At 73.0% G+C, this 16,032-nt stretch carries 13 protein-coding genes; 5 read left to right on the forward strand and 8 right to left on the reverse strand.

Translation table 11 applies throughout. The features are described from left to right. The first annotated feature begins 38 nt into the window (after positions 1–38). Complete coding sequence (locus ACN28C_RS11285) at positions 39–365, forward strand: hypothetical protein (RefSeq protein WP_422774622.1); 327 nt, start codon at positions 39–41, stop codon at positions 363–365. Positions 366–458: 93 nt separating this feature from the next. Next, entirely contained in the window at positions 459–1,259 is an 801-nt protein-coding gene (locus ACN28C_RS11290) for an alpha/beta hydrolase (RefSeq protein WP_422773440.1), read from the forward strand. 31 nt (positions 1,260–1,290) lie between these two features. Here the strand turns inward: ACN28C_RS11290 and ACN28C_RS11295 are convergent, their stop codons facing one another. From ACN28C_RS11295 to ACN28C_RS11320, 6 genes are all read right to left on the reverse strand, one after another. Continuing rightward, on the reverse strand, positions 1,291–2,274 hold the full coding sequence (locus tag ACN28C_RS11295; protein ID WP_422773441.1) for a glycosyltransferase family 2 protein: 984 nt from the start codon (positions 2,272–2,274) through the stop codon (positions 1,291–1,293). Beyond that, positions 2,271–3,131 carry a glycosyltransferase gene (locus tag ACN28C_RS11300; RefSeq protein ID WP_422773442.1) on the reverse strand — a complete coding sequence of 287 codons (861 nt, stop codon included), beginning with the start codon at positions 3,129–3,131 and terminating at the stop codon, positions 2,271–2,273. Before ACN28C_RS11300 ends, ACN28C_RS11295 begins: the two co-directional genes overlap by 4 nt. Then, positions 3,125–3,976 (reverse strand): glycosyltransferase family 2 protein, encoded by an 852-nt coding sequence (locus ACN28C_RS11305; protein WP_422773443.1) that lies wholly within the window; start codon positions 3,974–3,976, stop codon positions 3,125–3,127. The genes ACN28C_RS11300 and ACN28C_RS11305 overlap by 7 nt, the downstream gene beginning before the upstream one ends. Continuing rightward, positions 3,973–5,337, reverse strand: a complete 1,365-nt coding sequence (locus ACN28C_RS11310; RefSeq protein WP_422773444.1) for an O-antigen ligase family protein — start codon at positions 5,335–5,337, stop codon at positions 3,973–3,975. Before ACN28C_RS11310 ends, ACN28C_RS11305 begins: the two co-directional genes overlap by 4 nt. Before the next feature lie 89 nt (positions 5,338–5,426). Continuing rightward, positions 5,427–6,317 (reverse strand): hypothetical protein, encoded by an 891-nt coding sequence (locus ACN28C_RS11315; RefSeq protein WP_422773445.1) that lies wholly within the window; start codon positions 6,315–6,317, stop codon positions 5,427–5,429. 41 nt (positions 6,318–6,358) lie between these two features. Next, entirely contained in the window at positions 6,359–7,612 is a 1,254-nt protein-coding gene (locus tag ACN28C_RS11320) for a glycosyltransferase family 4 protein (RefSeq protein WP_422773446.1), read from the reverse strand. A 468-nt stretch (positions 7,613–8,080) separates the two neighbouring features. On the opposite strand from ACN28C_RS11320, the gene ACN28C_RS11325 reads away from it, so the two are divergent. The 3 genes from ACN28C_RS11325 (at position 8,081) to ACN28C_RS11335 (ending at position 14,314) form a co-directional block, all read left to right on the forward strand. After that, positions 8,081–10,975, forward strand: a complete 2,895-nt coding sequence (locus tag ACN28C_RS11325) for a PQQ-dependent sugar dehydrogenase (protein ID WP_422773447.1) — start codon at positions 8,081–8,083, stop codon at positions 10,973–10,975. A 163-nt stretch (positions 10,976–11,138) separates the two neighbouring features. After that, positions 11,139–13,991 carry a PQQ-dependent sugar dehydrogenase gene (locus ACN28C_RS11330; RefSeq protein WP_422773448.1) on the forward strand — a complete coding sequence of 951 codons (2,853 nt, stop codon included), beginning with the start codon at positions 11,139–11,141 and terminating at the stop codon, positions 13,989–13,991. A 26-nt stretch (positions 13,992–14,017) separates the two neighbouring features. Beyond that, on the forward strand, positions 14,018–14,314 hold the full coding sequence (locus ACN28C_RS11335) for a hypothetical protein (protein WP_422773449.1): 297 nt from the start codon (positions 14,018–14,020) through the stop codon (positions 14,312–14,314). Here ACN28C_RS11335 and ACN28C_RS11340 read toward each other — a convergent pair. Together ACN28C_RS11340 and ACN28C_RS11345 are read right to left on the reverse strand one after the other, a co-directional pair. After that, positions 14,311–14,442 (reverse strand): hypothetical protein, encoded by a 132-nt coding sequence (locus tag ACN28C_RS11340; protein ID WP_422773450.1) that lies wholly within the window; start codon positions 14,440–14,442, stop codon positions 14,311–14,313. The genes ACN28C_RS11335 and ACN28C_RS11340 overlap by 4 nt on opposite strands. Further along, positions 14,439–16,031 (reverse strand): lipopolysaccharide biosynthesis protein, encoded by a 1,593-nt coding sequence (locus ACN28C_RS11345; protein WP_422773451.1) that lies wholly within the window; start codon positions 16,029–16,031, stop codon positions 14,439–14,441. Before ACN28C_RS11345 ends, ACN28C_RS11340 begins: the two co-directional genes overlap by 4 nt. Position 16,032: the final 1 nt, after the last annotated feature.

Consider the following 16,032-nt stretch of genomic DNA (forward strand, 5'->3'; position numbering starts at 1 on the left):
GGATCGACCCGTGCCGGATGCTGCGTACCCTGGAAGACGTGAGCCCGCGTCGCAACCGCCCGCGTCCGGAGGACGCCCCGCCGCTGGACCGCGCGCGCCTGGAGCGCGGGGTCGGCTCGGTGCAGGACTGGCGGGACGGCGAGTGGCAGGTCCGCAACATCCCGGGCAGCGCGGCGACCAAGACCTATCGCTGCCCCGGCTGCGCCCAGGAGATCCGGCCCGGCGTCGCCCACATGGTCGCCTGGCCTGCCGACGGGCAGGGCGACCTGACCGACCGCCGGCACTGGCACACCGGCTGCTGGCGGGCCCGGGACCGGCGCGGCCCCGGCGTGGAACGCTCGCGCAGCGCCCCGCGCTACGGCTGACGCTCCGCACCCCGGCGGCGACAGCGAGGGATCTTCGTCACGGTGCCCCGGCCGGCTGCACCGGCCGGCGGTCGGCGGGTAAGACTTGTCCCTGTGAGTCCCGCCATCCGCGCCGCCAGCATCCTGCCCGCCCGCCGCGAGGAGATCGAGCTGCACACCGCCGACGGCCTCCGGCTCGTCGGCGAGCTGGCGCTGCCCGCCGAGCGGGACCCGGTCGCCACCCTGGTCTGTCTGCACCCGCTCCCCACCCACGGCGGGATGATGGACAGCCATGTCTTCCGCAAGGCCGCCTGGCGGCTGCCGGCACTGGCCGACCTCGCGGTGCTCAGGTTCAACACCCGGGGCACCAGCAGCGTGCGCGGCACCAGCGAGGGGAGCTTCGACGGCGGCGAGGCGGAGCGGTACGACGTGGCGGCGGCCATCGAGTACGCCGAGTTCGCCGAGCTGCCGCAGATCTGGCTGCTCGGCTGGTCGTTCGGCACCGACCTGACTCTGCGGCACGGCTGCGACCCGGGCGTCGTCGGCGCCATCCTGCTCTCCCCGCCGCTGCGCAGCAGCACCGACGCCGACCTGGCCGAGTGGGCGAAGTCCGGCAAGCCGCTGACCGCGCTCGTCCCCGAGTTCGACGACTACCTGCGGCCGGACGAGGCCCGTCGCCGGTTCGAGGCGGTGCCCCGGGCCGAGGTCGTCGGCGTGCCGGGCGCCAAGCACCTCTGGGTCGGCGACGCCGAGACCGTACTCGACGAGGTGGTCCGGCGGGTCAACCCGGCGGTGCCGGTACCGCTGCCGACCACCTGGGACGGGCCGATGGAGACCGGCGACGCCAGCGCGTACGCCGACCGCACCGTGGCGGCCTTCGCCGACGTGCCCGCGCCCGGGGAGGAGCCGGACTGAGCCGGTCCGCCCGGCTGGTCGTGTCGGGTCACTACGCCGGGTCGGCGGTGCCGCGCGGGCCGGGCGGCACCGGCGCGGTGACCTCGGCCGGGGGCAGCTCGGACGTCGGTGGCCAGCCGGCCAGCCAGGTGCGGCGGTGCCGCCAGACCTCCCGCCAGTAGCCGGCCCGGCCGGTGAGCCGGGATCCGGCCGCCCGGGCGGCGATGCCGACCGCCAGCAGCGTCCGGCCCAGCGCGGCCCGGGGCGGCGACCAGTGCAGCCGGAGGAAGGTGACCTGGCCGCGCAGCAGCATCACCCGCTTGCCGGCGCTGGTCGAGGCGGCCCCGCCGACGTGCAGGACCCGGGCCGCCGGCACCAGCACCGGCCGGGCGCCGAGCGCGGTCGCCCGCAGGCAGAGATCGAGGTCCTCGCTGTACATGAAGTAGTCCGGAGTGAAGCCGCCGAGCTGGGCGAAGAGGGTCCGCCGAACCAGCAGCAGGCAACCGGAGGCGGCCGGCACCCGGACCGAAGCCGACCGGTCCAGCCAGGGCAGCGCCTCCCGGTTGAAGAGCCGGGACCGGGGGAGGAGCTTCGAGAGGCCGGTGGCGAAGCAGGTGAGCGTCCAGAGCGAGGGCGGGCCGAAGACCGAGTGCCCGTCGTCGCTGCCGTCCGGCGCCAGGGTGCGACCGGCGTAGATGCCGTGCCCGGGGTGGGCCCGGGTGAACGCCAGCAGCTCGCCGATGACGTTGCCGACCGGTTCGGTGTCCGGGTTGAGCAGCAGCAGCCATTCTCCCCGGGCCCGGGCCGCGCCGACGTTGACCGCCCGGCCGAAGCCGACGTTGCGGGCCAGCCGGAGCACCCGGGCCTCCGGGAAGGCCGCCGCGACCGCCGCCGCCGAACCGTCGGTCGAGGCGTTGTCGACCACGATCACCTCGTACGGCTCCGCGGGGCAGGCGGCACGCAGGGTGGCCAGCGCGGTTATGATCAACTCGCGGGTCTGGTACGAGACGACGACGACGCTCACCACCGGGGTCACGACGCCGCTCCGGTCGCGCCGTCGGTGTCGGCCGGAACGCGGCTGGAGTCGTCGCGCCCCCAGCCGTCCCGTACCGCCGGGCGGCGGGCGGCCGCCGCCGCCAGCAGGGTCAGCCCGGCATAGCAGACCCCGGCCGGCAGCAGCCAGGGCCGGGGCAGCACCACGTCGACCAGCCAGGAACTGCGGCGGGCCCGGCGTACCCGGTCGTCGGCGGCGCGCAGGCTGGCGTTGCCGGCCCGGACCCGGCCGAGCCGGCGGAGCAGGTCGGCGGTGCGCCGGGGCGTCGCCACCACCGTCGCCACCTCGGCGACCTCCCGTTTCTCGGCCGCGCCGAAGAGCGAGTCGAGGAAGAGGTCGTCGGCGACGATGTCGGGAAACGGGCCGAACCGGGCCCGGCCGGCCGCCGAGAGCGCGATCGCACCCCGGCCGAAGAGCGCGTCCCGGTACGCCGGGTGCCGCCCGTTGATCGCGTAGTAGCCGCGTACCAGCAGGGGGCGGCCGGTGGTGTCGAGCCGGCGGCGCGGCGCGGCGGCCAGCACCCCCGGCGCGGCGACCGCGGCGGCGAGGGCGCGCGCCCCGGTGGTCTCCAGCGCGATGTCGGCGTCGAGGTAGATCCGCGGGAAGCCGCGCACCGCCTCGTCGCCCGCGTTGAGCGCGGCCGGCTTGCCCGGCTCGGGCAGCTCCCGCACCGCGACCCCGGGCACCGACCGGGCCACCGCCGCCGTGGCGTCGGTGCAGCCGTTCGCGACCACGACCACCTCGAACTCGCCCGGCTCGGCGTCGGCGAGCAGGGTCCGCAGGGTCTGGCCGAGCACCGCCGCCTCGTCGTGCGCGGCGACCACCACGCTGGTCACCACGGGGCCCGCCCGGTCAGCGCGAGCCGGAGCCGGCGGGTGGCGTTGCGGCGCCGCAGCCGCCAACCCTGGTACTCGCGCAGGTCCAGCGGGGCGGCCTGGACGACCCGGGCGGAGTGGCGCATCTGCGCCGTCCACTCGGCGAGCGTCGTCACCCCGGTCCGCCGGGCCGACAGCGGCCGCCGGGCGATGAAGTCGGCGTCGGTGCGGTAGATGGTGTGCGGGCTGCGCGGATCGTCCATGTGGTCCTCCGGCAGGAACGGGTGGTACCAGCCGTTCAGCCAGCCGAGCCGGGCGGCCCGCAGGCACCACGCGGTGAAGGTCTCGCCGCCGGCCAACGGCCCCACCTGGGCCAGCGTCTCCCGTTTGAGCAGGTAGCCGCTGCCCTGCACCCAGTGGTTGCGGAAGAGCCGGTGCCCGCCCGGATAGTCGGCGAGCTTCGCCGCCACCAGCGCCTCGTCGACGTCCTCGGCGGGGAACCGCCAGGTGCCGATCACCCCGAAGCCGGGCACGTCCTGGTGCGCCTGACGCAGGATGGTGAGCCAGTCCGGGTCGGGCAGGCAGTCGTCGTCGACCTTGCTCAGGTAGGAGCCGGTCGCCTCCGACCAGAGCCAGTTGGTGGGCTCGGTCAGCCCGGCGTTGACCGGGCTGGACCGGAAGCGGTGCACCCGGGGGTGGTGCCGGAGTTCCTCGACCGCGGTCAGGGTCGGCTGGTCGGTGCCGTTGTGCCAGAGCCAGACCCGGGCGTCCGCCGGACAGGTGTCGAGCAGGTGCGGCAGCGAGAGCCGGACGTACTCCGGGCGGTCGTACGTGATCATGAGGATGTCGATGCCACCGTCGCCGGTCATCCGACCGCTCCCCTCGGCTCGGCTTCGTCGGACTGCCGGCCCGGCCGGCCCGACTCGATCCGGTTGGTGCGTTCCGCCCTGGTCAGCCGCCACAGCGCTCCGGTCAGGCCGAGCAGCACGTGCACGGTGATGAAGAAGGTCGTGAAGTACATGGAGTCGAAGGTGAAGCCGGAGGCGGCGGCCACCCCGATCGCCACCGCCAGCACCGCCGCCAGGTCGCGGTCCCGCTCGGTGCGGGCGAACCGGCGTACCCGGCCGGCGACCACCACTCCGGCTCCGAAGAGGATGGCGAGCCCGGCCACCCCGATGATGCCGCCCTGGACCAGGGTGGTCAGCCACTGGTTGTCCAGCAACTGGTAGAGCTCCGGCAGGAAGGTGCCGACCCCGCGCCCCAGCCAGGGCCGTTCCCAAATGAACGGGGTCACGTAGTCGTAGTCCTCCACCCGCGCCTGCACGCTGGGATCGCTCTCTCCGGCGAGCAGCAGGGACTTGATCGCGGCCAGCAGCCCCGGCCGGACGACCTGGATCAGCGCGGCCAGGAAGCAGCCGACCACCAGCACGTTGAAGGTGGTGCGCAGCGGCCAGACCAGGACGAAGAGCAGCATCGCGGCGGCGAGGGCGAGCACGCCGGTGCGGGAGAGCGAGATCGGGATCACCGCCGCCTGGAACATCGCCAGCGCGCCGTAGATCTGCCGGCCCCGCCGCGTCGAGGAGAACCGGGCGAAGTGGATCGCCACCACCAGGCTGATCACCATCAGCACGCTGAACTCGATGTAGTGCCCGGCTGTGCCGGCGACCCGGACCAGACCGTCGCCGCCCCGGTCGCGGAAGCCGATCACCTCCCGGTGGAAGGTCAGCAGCGGCGGCAGCTTCATGTAGGCGGTCAGGTCGATCCGGGTCACGAACTGGACCAGCGCGACCAGGGCCATGAAGCTGGCACCCCAGCAGAGGCAGCGGAGCACCTTGTCGATGCGCTCCCGGGTCAGCACGCCGTCGGCGGCGGCGAGCAGGATCCCGGCGCCGGCGAGCGCCATCAGCAGGGTCCGCTCGGCGCCGTTCGCCTCCAGTACCGGCATGCCCCGGGCCTGCCCGGCGACGTAGGAGAGGAAGAGGGTGACCAGGTAGATCGCCAGCGCCCAGCGCATCGGCTGCTGCCCCCGGGTGAGCAGGGTGGGATGCAGCCGACTCAGCGCCCACCAGACCAGCAGGCCGAACCCGATCATCAGTCCCGGCTTGCCCAGGTCGCTCAGGGGCGGAAAGACCAGCCGGAACGGGAGCAGGTAGGCGAGCATGACCGAGGCGACGACCGCCGCTGTCGCGTCCGGGAAGTGGCGTACGGCGGGGGTTATGCCGTCGTACACGGTGTCGGACCGCCGCGCGGATAGGTAGGTCGGCACGTCGCTCGTCTCGTCCCTGCGCCGTCAACCGGCGCTCGTGGGCTTCCGGGAGGTCATCGGCCGGATTCGTCGAGGACGTTTCGGGCGGTGGCGGTGAGCAGGACGGTCTCCTCGGTCGATGGCGCGGTGCCCCGGCCGTTACCGGTCTCGGTAGGCTCGCGTCCGGAGCCACCGGGGACCGGTGTGGACCGGGGACCCGGGGTGGGGGAGATCGGGGCCGGCGAAACCGGGGCCGGGGTCACCGCCGGTGCCGGGCGCGGAGCCCTGACCGGCGCCTGGCCGGCGTTCCAGGCCATCGGGGCACGCGCGTCGCGGCGCCGCCCGAGCCGGGCGCTCGCCCGGCGGCGGACCAGCGCGTCGTGCACCACGGCGGCGACGGCGGCCAGCAGCATACCGATGGCCACGATCACGACCTGCGCGCGCAGCACGTTGGAGCGGGACGGCACGATGTTCAGCCCCGGGTCCAGCACCTCGGTGGTGATCTGCTCACCCGGGTTGGGCTGGTACGGCGCCTGCCGTCCGGCGACGTCGTCGTGGATGAGCTGGGTCACCGCCTCGACCGTCTTGCGGGCACTCTCCTCGCTCGCCGCCGTCACCGCCACGGTCAGGATCGAGCTGCGGTTCACCAGGCCGACCTCGTAGTCGGGGTCGCCGCCGGCCGCCGCGATCCTGGTCCGGGCGTCGTGCGCGGAGGTCGAGATCTGCACCGCCTGCGCCATCGCGTTCTCGCCGATCCGCAGCCAGGGGTTGCCCGGCCGGGGTGCCGCGTCCGGTTCCGGGGCCGCCGTGGTGGTCGGCGGCACGAGCAGGATGGCCACCTCGGTCTTGTACTCGGGCTGGATCGCCACGCCGAACGCGAGGGCCGCGCCGAGCGTCACGACGACGATCGGCGCCGAGACGTACCACCGCCGAAACATGAGCTTCAGCAGGTCGAGAAGGTCCATCGGGCGGCCCTTTCGAGAGCGCGGAAGTGTGGTGCGGACGGTCAGAGTGGTAGACGCGCGGCATCGGCCCCGTTACCGTGTGAGACTTCGTTGTAGTCGCTCCGCGACCGGCGGAGCAATCGATCCCAGAGTCGGATGTACGACTTCACCTGGTGGTCCCAGGCGAGTTCATCGACGAAGCGCTGCCGTCCGGTGGCACTCATCGCCGCACGGGCCCGCTCGTCGCTGAGTAGCTGGTCGATCGCCTTGGCGAACTCGTCCGGGCTGCCGTTCTCCACGTAACTCGCGGCCTTCTCGGCGGTACGCCGGGTTTCCAGCAGGTCCACCGCGACCACCGGTACGCCACGGGCGACGTACTCCACGGTCTTGGCCATGGTGTACATCTCGGCCATCGGGCTCGGCTTGTCCGGCTGGATGGCTACCGACGCCGAGCAGAGCAGGGCGTCGACCTCCTCGGCCTCCAGCCAGCCGGTGAAGCGTACGACGTCGTCCACCCCCCGCTCGGTGGCGAGCCGGCGCAGCTCCGGCATGCTCTCGCCGTCGCCGGCGACGACCAGCTCCCAGTCCTCGGTGCCGCGTAACCCCGCCAGCCGTTCGGCGGCCAGCACGGTGGCCTCGACGTTGTCCTGTGGGTTGATCACGCCGACGTAGACCACCCGCTGCCGGGAATCCTCCGGGGTCGGACCCTCGCCGTGCCTGACCTCCGCCAACGCGGGCCCGTTGCGGACCACCACCACCTTCTCCGGCGGGCAGCCGCCCCGGCGCAGGGCCAGCTCGCGGAACGACTCGTTGGTGGCGACCACGGCGGTGGCGGTGCGCCAGGAGAACCGTTCGAAGAGCCGGAGCAGCCACAGCACGCTCGCCCGGGGCTCGCCCGCCTTGCACTGGTAGAGTTCCGGGCTCAGGTCGTGGTGGTCGAAGACGAAGGGGCGGCCGAGGGCCCGCATCAGCAGCCCGATCACCCAGAAGACGTCCGGTGGATTGCATGCCTGGACGGCGTCGACCCGGGTCCGCAGCATCAGGCCGAGCAACCGGGTGGCGACGGCGATCAGCGCCCAGGCGAACTCGGCGGCGAAGGAGAGCACGCCCCTGCCCGCCAGCGGCTGTGGAAAGGAGTGGATCCGGGTTGCCGTGGTGCCGGGTAACACGGTCAGCCGGCGCGGTCCGCGCGGGCAGATCACCGATGCCCGGTAGCCGGCCGCCTCCAGCGCCTGGCACTCCCGGATCACCCGGCGGTCCCGCTCGGCCGGCAGATTCACCACCACGATGACGACATGGGGGCGCCGATCCGCCATCTCTAACTCCCATCCGCGCAGCTCGGACGACGTTTTCGATGGAAGGTCGCGACGGAAGGAAATTGCGTCGCGATCCGAATGAGGTCCACTCGCGCCGGTTGTCCCGCCACCGGCCCGGTGCTGCCAAAGACATTGCTCTACCAACCCGGTCCGGGCAAGGACCGGGGAATGGCGGATGTGTCGAGTTACTTACATGGTCAACGACCGATCGGGTGATTGTTCCTTCACTCACTCATCCGCGTGTCGGGGCCGCAACGGCAGGTCACAGGGTTGATCCACACTGATTTGCCGCCACAATGGATGAACCGCCGGGCAGGCGCGGGTTTCATGATCTCTGTCCTGTTTCGTGATTTGACGCGCCCCTGGTGGAACGTGGGGGGTCGAAACTACTCTGTGCCGACAAACGTGAGCCGGCGTTCACCTCGGGCCCGCAGGGCGGCCGTCGGACTCAGGGAGAAGGAGTGCGCCGTGGGGCTGCGACGTGGCATGCGACTCGGGCTGGTGCTGGCGCTGCTGGCGAGCGCCGTGGTCCCACTGCCCGGAACGTCGGCGTCGGCGATGCCGTTGCCGACCGGGTTCGGAGAACAGGTCGTGTTCAGCGGGCTGGACAAGCCGACGAACATCGAGTTCGCCCCGGACGGGCGGATCTTCGTCGCCGAGCAGGGTGGCCGGATCAAGGTCTTCAGCGACCTGGCCGACCCGACCCCGACGGTCTTCGCCGACCTCTCCACGGTCGTACACCACCAGTGGGACCGTGGGCTGCTCGGCCTGGCGCTGCCGCCCGGCTTCCCTTCCGACCCGTGGGTCTACGTCCTCTACAGCTACGACGCGCCGCCCGGCCAGACCGCCCCCTACTGGAACGACACCTGCGGCAACGCCAACAGTGGCCAGTGTGTCGTCACCGGCCGGCTCTCCCGGTTGCGGGCCGGCGGCGACGTGATGACCGGCGCGGAGCAGGTGCTGATCTCCGACTGGTGCCAGCAGTTCCCCAGTCACTCCGTCGGCGACCTGCACTTCGGCGCCGACGGCATGCTCTACGCGACCGCCGGGGACGGGGCCAACTTCAACACCGTCGACTACGGCCAGTTGGGCTCTCCGGCCAACCCCTGCGGCGACCCGCCCGGCGGCACCATGACCCCACCCACGGCCGAGGGCGGTGCGTTGCGCGCCCAGGACGTGCGGAGCACCGCCGACCCGACCGGACTGGACGGCGCGGTGCTCCGGCTCGACCCGGCCACCGGTGCCGCCGCGCCCGGCAACCCGCTGATCGGCGCCGCCGACCCCAACGCCCGGCGGATCGTCGGCCACGGCACCCGCAACGCGTTCCGGTTCACCATCCGGCCCGGCACCAACGAGATCTGGCTCGGCGACGTCGGCTGGCGCACCTGGGAGGAGATCAACCGGATCGTCGACCCGACGGCGGGGGTGACGAACTTCGGCTGGCCCTGCTACGAGGGGACCGGCAAGATGGGCAGCTACGACAACGCCAACCTGAACCTCTGCGAGCGGCTCTACAGCGGGGGCGGGCACACCGCGCCGTACTACAGCTACCACCACAGCGCGGCGGTGGTGTCGGGGGAGAACTGCGGCTCGGGCGGCGACGCCGTCACCGGGCTCGCGTTCTATCCCGGCAGCGGCGGCAGCTATCCGGCGGCGTACGCGGGGGCGCTCTTCTTCGCCGACTACTCGCGCGGCTGCATCTGGGCGATGCGCTCGAACAGCCCCGGCGGGTTGCCGAACCGGGCCGACATCGAGGCGTTCGGCCAGGCCGCTGCGGCACCGGTCGACCTGGCGATCGGCCCCGGGGGCGAGCTCTACTACGCCGACGTCACCGGCGGCACCGTACGCCGGATCCGCTACTTCCCCGGCAACCAGCCGCCGACCGCGGTGATCAGCGCGACCCCGACCAGCGGACCGACGCCGCTCACCGTCACCTTCGACGGCACCGCCTCCACCGACCCGGACCCGGCCGACGCCGGCCGGTTGCGCTACCGGTGGGACTTCACCAGCGACGGTACGGTCGACGCCACCGGACCCACTGCCACCTTCAGATATCCGGACGCGGGCCGCTACACCGCGACGCTTACCGTCATCGACACCCTGGACGCCACGGCGAGCGGCACGGTCACCATCCAGCCCGGCAACTCCGCCCCGACGGCCCTGCTGGATGCCCCGGTGCTCGGCACCACCTGGCGGGTCGGGGACACGCTCGACTTCGCCGGCCGGGCCACCGACCCGCAGCAGGGCGACCTGCCGGCCTCCGCGCTGCGCTGGCGGCTGCGGATGGAGCACTGCGAGTCGGTCGGCAACTGCCACACCCACCACCTCCAGGAGTGGTCCGGGGTGGCCGCCGGCTCCTTCGTCGCACCGGACCACGAATATCCCTCCTATCTGGAGCTGGAGCTGACCGCCACCGACGGGCAGGGTCTGTCGAACACCGTGGTACGCCGGCTCGACCCGCGCACCGTGGACCTCACCTTCGCCAGCAACCCGCCCGGGCTGCGGCTGAGCGTCGGCGCCAGCACCGGGACGGCCCCGTTCACGCGTACGGTGATCGTCGGCTCGACGAACACGGTCAGCGCGCCCAGCCCACAGTCGGCCGGCGGCTCGGCGTACGACTTCGAGAGCTGGAGCGGCGGGGAGCCGGCGACGCACGTGATCACCGCGCCGGCCACCGCCCGCACCTACACCGCGACCTACCGCCGCGCCTCCGGTTGCGGCGCCGTGCCGGGCTACTCCTGTAGCACGGAGACCGGTCTTCCCTGGCGCGGGGCGGGCAGCGTGCTGCCGCTGGCCGGCGACGACGTCGTCACCTCGGTGGAGCTGCCGTTCCCGGTGCCGTTCTTCGGCCGGACCTACCGCACCGCCTGGATCTCCGCGAACGGGTTCGTCTCCTTCGCCGACCCGGGCCACTCGCAGCCGTCCAACAGCGTGTTGCCGGTGACCGGCCTGCCGAACGCGGGGATCTATCCGTTCTGGGACGACCTCTACGTGCGCGCGGACTCCAGCGTCCGTACCACGGTGACCGGTACGGCGCCGAACCGTCGCTTCGTGGTGGAGTGGCGCAACGTCGGGATGTACGGCTTCGTCTCCGCCCGGATCAGCTTCGAGGCGGTGATCGCGGAGAACGGGGAGATCGTGTTCAACTACGCGGATCTGGACGGCACCGGGCGGGAGCGGGGCAGCGCGGCGACGGTCGGCATCGAGGACCCGGCTGGTACGGCGGGGTTGCAGTACTCGTTCAACCGGGCGGCGCTCACGAACGGCACCTCGATCCTCTTCCACCCGAACGGTCAGCCACCCTTGGTAGTCGACCGATCCCCCGACCGCCAACCATCGCTTCCGGCTCGACGACCCAGGTGACCGCTCGGCAAACGGCTGACCAGGGATGCTGATCGACCGTTAAGGAACGTCCGGTCGGTTAGCCGCCGTGGTCAACCTCGCGACAGCCCGCACCCGCTACTCACGGTGATCCTGAGAACTGCGGCGGGCCGCCGATCGGCGGCGCCGCGGGGAGGAGACCGCCATGTTGCGGATTGTGCGGCACAGCTCGGCCCTGGCCCTGGCACTCGTGCTGGGCGCACCGGTCGTGGCCGGGCTGCCGCCGCTCGAACCCGGGCCCGCGGCGGCACTGCCGACCGGCTTCACCCAACAGGTCGTCTTCGCCGGGCTGACCCGCCCCACCAAGCTGGTCTTCGCGCCGGACGGCCGGGTCTTCGTCGCGGAGAAGAGCGGCATCGTCAAGGTCTTCGACGGCCTGGCCGACAGCACCCCCACGGTCGTCGCCGACCTGCGCACCCAGGTGTACGACTACGACGACCTCGGCCTGATCGGCCTGGCGCTGCCACCGACCTTCCCCACCGACCCGTACCTCTACGTCAGCTACACCTACGACGGCGTCGTCGGCGGTGGCGCACCCACCTACCGGGACAACTGCACGTCCCAGAACAACTGCGTGGCCAGCGCCCGGGTCTCCCGGCTGCGCCTCGCCGGCGACGTGGCGACCGGCGCCGAGCAGGTGCTGCTGCACGACTGGTGCCACCAGATCGAGAGCCACTCCATCGGCGACCTGGCGTTCGGCCCGGACGGCGCGCTCTACGTCGCCGGTGGCGACGGCGCCTCGGCGACCTTCACCGACTACGGACAGGCGGGCACCCCGTCGAACCCCTGCGCCGACCCACCCGGACCGGTCGGTGCGACGATGGCGCCGCCGAACGCCGAGGGCGGTGCGTTGCGGTCCCAGGACATCCGCACCCCGGCCGACCCGACCGGGCTCTCCGGCACCCTGATCCGGATCTCCCCGAGCACCGGCGCGGGGCTGCCGGACAACCCGCTGGCGGCCAGCACCGACCCGAACAACCGGCGGATCCTGGCGTACGGGCTGCGCAACCCGTACCGCTGGACGTTCCGGCCGGGTACGAGCGAGATCTGGCTCGGCGACGTGGGGTGGCGCACCTGGGAGGAGATCAACCGGGTGGTCGACCCGGCGATCGGGCCGGTCCGCAACTACGGCTGGCCCTGCTACGAGGGGAACGCGCCGCAGGGCGGCTACAACGCGGCCAACCTGACGCTCTGCGAGAGCCTCTACGCCGCGCCCGCCGGCACGGTCACCCCGCCGTACCACACCTACCAGCACAGCCAGCAGGTCGCGCCCGGCGACGGCTGCCGGACCGGCGGCTCGGCACCGTCCGGGGTGGCCTTCTATCCGACCAGTGGCGGAGGCTATCCGGCGACGTACGCGGGTGCGCTCTTCTTCGCCGACTACTCCCGGGGCTGCGTCTGGGCGATGCGGGCCGGCGCCAACGGGCTGCCGGACCCGGCCCGGATCGTGCCGTTCGCGGCGGCACCAGGCGTGGCGGACCTGCGGATCGGGCCGGAGAACGACCTGTACTACGTCGACCTGCTCGGCGGCACGGTGCGGCGCTTCCACCACAGCTCCGGCAACCGGGCCCCGGCCGCCGCCCTCGTGGCGACCCCGACCAGCGGAACCGCGCCGCTGACCGTCTCGTTCGACGCGGTCGGGTCCACCGACCCGGACGCCGGCGACATCCTCGAATACCAGTGGGACTTCACCGACGACGGGACCGTGGACGCCACCGGGCTGACCGCCAGCCACCGCTACACCGCCGTGGGCACCTACACCGCCCGGTTGCGGGTCGTCGACTTCGCCGGCCTCGCCGACACCGCCACGGTGCAGATCAGGGTCGGCACCAGCGCGCCGGTGCCGGTGATCGACACGCCGACCGCCGCGCTGCGCTGGTCGACCGGGGACACGGTCACCTTCGGCGGCCGGGCCACCGATCCGCAACAGGGCGCCCTGCCGCCCTCCGCGCTCTCCTGGACCCTGGTCAACCGGCACTGCAGCACGCCGGAGAACTGCCACAGCCACCCGGTCCGGGAGCTGACCGGGGTCTCCTCCGGCACGTTCGTGGCACCGGACCACGAATATCCGTCCTATCTGGAGCTGACCCTGACCGCGCGGGACGGCACCGGGCTGACCGGCAGCACGACGCTGCGGCTCGACCCGAAGACGGTGCAGCTCAACCTGGCGACCCGACCCGCCGGGCTGCGGGTCAACGTCAACGGCCGCACCCTCACCACGCCGTACGCCGTGCAGGTGATCGCCGGTTCCACCACCACGGTCAGCGCGCCCGGCCCGCAGCGGCTCGGCCCGGCGACGTACGCCTTCGAGAGCTGGTCGGACGGGGGTGCCGCGACCCACGTGATCACGGCGCCGGCCACCTCCCGGAGTTACACCGCCACCTACGACGGCGCACCGGGTAGCTGCGCGGACGGCTTCGGCTACGTCTGTACGACCGTCAGCGGCCGCCCGTTCCTGCCGGCCGACGAGGTGATCCTCCCGCTCACCGGCGACAACGGGGTGGCGCCGGTGACGCTGCCGTTCCCGGTCCCGTTCTACGGGCAGTCGTACACCCGGGCGTGGGTGGACATCAACGGCACGCTCTCCTTCGCCGACCCGGGCGGGTCGTACCCGACCAACAAGGCACTGCCGAGCACCGCCCGGCCGAACGCCACGCTCCATCCGTTCTGGGACGACATCGTGCTGCACCCGGACTCGAGCGTCCGGACCGCCCTGCTCGGCGGTGCGCCGGACCGACAGTTCGTGGTGGAGTGGCGCAACGTCGGCCTCTACGGCGCCTCCGCCGCGCGGGTCAGCTTCCAGGTGCTCGTCTCGGAGTGGGGCCAGATCACCTTCAACTACACCGGCCTGAACGCCGGTCGGGAGCTGGGCAACTCGGCGACGATCGGCATCGAGAACCCGACCGGCACCGACGCGGTGCAGTACTCGGTCAACCAGTTGGTGCTGGCCAACGGCAAGGCGATCGTCTTCACCCCGCCGGCCGCGACCCTCGGGTAAGGAAGGGCGGCATCCAGGCGTTGGCGGTGGCCGACCTGAGCCAGCAGTCGGCGTTCTTCCCGACGACCGCCTACCCGAACGCGGTCGAGGTGTCCCGGGACGGCACCCGCATCGCGGCCGGCTCGGACGCCACCTACGACCCGGACGTCGTCGTCCTGCGGCTACCGGACGGCATCCGGGAGAGCGCGGTCGAGCTGGGGGAGAATCTCGTGTCCGGTGCACTGGCCTGGGCGCCCGGCGGCGGCCGGCTCTACGCGGTAAGCCAGCACTGGTCGGCGGTTGAGCCGCCCGTCCTGCACGTTCTGCCGGTGCCCGCCGCCTAGCGGAGGGGCGACGGGCGGCCGGGCAGTCCGGCCGCCCGGTCGTCAGCCTCGCCGTGCTCCGCGACCAGCAACTCGACCAGCGGCTCGTCAGCGGCGACACCCGGCGGGCTTGCGTCTCTGGCGTTCATGTCGCGTCGCTGCGCCGGCGGGGGAGCCGGGTCAGCACGAGGCGGCGCAGCCGGGCGTCGGTGGCCCAGAGCAGCACCCCGGCGACCAGGCCGGCGGCTCCGGCCAGCACCAGCAGCTCGACCAGCGGCCCGGCGTGCGGGCCGGTCCGGGCGACCGCCAGCGGCACCAGCGCCGCGGCCGTCGCGGCCAGCACCGCCGGCACCGTCGGGGCGAGGAACGCCGCGACCGACGCCCCGGCGGCCCGGCGCACCGTGACCCAGACCGCCAGGGCGGTCACCACGAGCTGCATTCCCACCCCGGCAACGGCCACGGCGGTAGCCTCGGCCACGTCGTTGTACCCGGTGAAGAGCACGCCGACGGCGGCCAGCGTCGCCACCCCGAGCACCCCCCGGGTCCAGAGGATCGCGGCGAGCTTGCCCGGCTGGCCGATCGCCTGGAGCGCCGGGCCGAGCAGCACCCCGTACACGTTGACGGCGCCGAAGAGGCAGAGCAGCCGCAGCGGCACCTCGGTGCCGGCCCACTGCGGGCCCAGGAGCGTGACCAGCGGATGCGCCGCCGCCGCCAGTACGCCGAGCACCGGCAGCCCGGCCAGCGCGCCGAGGTGCTGGAGCTGGTTGAGCTGCGCGGCCAGCGCCGTACGGTCCCGCTGCAACCGGGACAGCGAGGGGAGCGCCACCTGCTGCAACGAACGGACCGTCACGTCGACAAGCATGTCGGGCAGCCGGGCCGCCAGCCGGTAGATCCCGGTCGCCACCGGCCCGAAGAAGAGCCCGGTGAAGATGACGTCCGCCTTGGAGCTGAGCATCAGGGCCAGCCCGGCGTTTGCCGAGTGGGCGGAGAAGACCAGCAGCTCCCTGATCCCGGCGAGCCGGGGTCGCCGGCTCGGTCGCCACGGGCAGACCACCCAGAGCACCACCAGGCCGACCACCGCGTTCACCAACTGCTGCGCCACCAACGCCCAGAGGCCGGCGCCGACCAGCGCCAGCACCACCCCGACGACGCCGCTGAGCAGCGAGGCGAGCAGGGTACGGATGGCGACCGCCCGGAACCGCAGCTCGCGGCGGAGCACCGCCTCCGGGACGATCGAGAGTCCCTGCAGCAGGACCAGCGGGGAGAGCGCCACGCAGATCGCGGTCAGCTCCGGCGCCCGGTTGGCCAGTGCCCAGAGTGGACTGGCAGCCGCCGTCAACCCGCCGATCACCAGACCGGCCAGCACCAGCACCACGAAGGCGCCGTCCAGGTGCTCGCGGGTGAGCCGGTCGCGCTGCACGATCGCCGAGACCAGCCCTTGCTGGATCAGCGTCTGCGCCACCGTGATGAAGACGGTGGCCATCGCCACCAGGCCGAACTCGGTCGGCCCGAGCAGCCGGGCGAGCAGGAAGGTGACCAGGATCGACGAGCCGATCCGGCCCGCGGTGAGCAGGTACGACCAGCCGATCGCCGAGCGCAGCCGACCACCACCACCGTCGCCACTCCCGTTTCCGGTCGCGGCCCCGGGCGCGCCGGCCTGGAGCGGCGACGGGGGTGACTCCGGATCCGCCGGGGGCGGCTGCTCCGGAGCCGTCCGGGCGGGCTGGAGCCCGGCCACC

Origin of the sequence: Plantactinospora sp. WMMC1484 (assembly GCF_049315195.1) — a bacterium.
GTDB lineage: Bacteria > Actinomycetota > Actinomycetes > Mycobacteriales > Micromonosporaceae > Plantactinospora.

Excerpts from the sequence above, each read along its gene's own strand:
- ACN28C_RS11305 (WP_422773443.1), bottom strand. The coding sequence starts at position 3,976 with ATGACCGGCGACGGTGGCATCGACATCCTCATGATCACGTACGACCGC.
- ACN28C_RS11340 (WP_422773450.1), bottom strand. The coding sequence starts at position 14,442 with ATGAACGCCAGAGACGCAAGCCCGCCGGGTGTCGCCGCTGACGAGCCG.
- ACN28C_RS11320 (WP_422773446.1), bottom strand. The coding sequence starts at position 7,612 with ATGGCGGATCGGCGCCCCCATGTCGTCATCGTGGTGGTGAATCTGCCG.
- ACN28C_RS11315 (WP_422773445.1), bottom strand. The coding sequence starts at position 6,317 with ATGGACCTTCTCGACCTGCTGAAGCTCATGTTTCGGCGGTGGTACGTC.
- ACN28C_RS11330 (WP_422773448.1), top strand. The coding sequence starts at position 11,139 with ATGTTGCGGATTGTGCGGCACAGCTCGGCCCTGGCCCTGGCACTCGTG.